Origin of the sequence: Rhodococcus sp. 15-649-2-2, assembly GCF_002258645.1 — a bacterium.
Taxonomy (GTDB): Bacteria; Actinomycetota; Actinomycetes; order Mycobacteriales; family Mycobacteriaceae; genus Rhodococcoides.
Genome location: NZ_NPFM01000051.1, coordinates 1 through 510, shown reverse-complemented (window position 1 = coordinate 510; position 510 = coordinate 1). Strand labels below are relative to the sequence as shown.

The following is a 510-nucleotide window of genomic DNA, read 5'->3' as shown; positions in this document are numbered from 1 at the left end:
GGGAGGGAGCCGTCGAAGGTGGGATCGGCGATTGGGACGAAGTCGTAACAAGGTAGCCGTACCGGAAGGTGCGGCTGGATCACCTCCTTTCTAAGGAGCATTCTCCAGGACATGTACCAGCACACAGGTGCTCGGATGATGGACTGGCAGAGCCCGTTTCGTTCCCACACGTGGAACGGCGGGAGCTCACGGGTGGAACACTGACAACCAACTCGCATCATTCGGTTCTCGTTGCCGGCCTCCCATGGAGGTCGGTGATGGTATCGAACGCGAGTTATATCGATGCACTGTTGGGTCCTGAGAGAACACGCGAGTGTTTCTTTCAAGGCAAGACAATTTATGCAGGCTTCCGCTTTCTGGCAGACCGCATCACTTCGGTGGTGGTCATGGTGTGGATATTCGGTGGGAGTGTGTGTGTTGTTTGAGAATTGCACAGTGGACGCGAGCATCTTTGTTGTAAGTAATGAAGAGCGTACGGTGGATGCCTTGGCACCAGGAGCCGATGAAGGA

General features: G+C 55.1%; 1 rRNA gene. It reads left to right on the top strand.

What is annotated here, in order from left to right:
• Positions 1-90: ribosomal RNA gene (locus CH305_RS28660) — 16S ribosomal RNA — on the top strand; the annotation flags it as partial.
• Between the last annotated feature and the right edge of the window lie 420 nt (positions 91-510).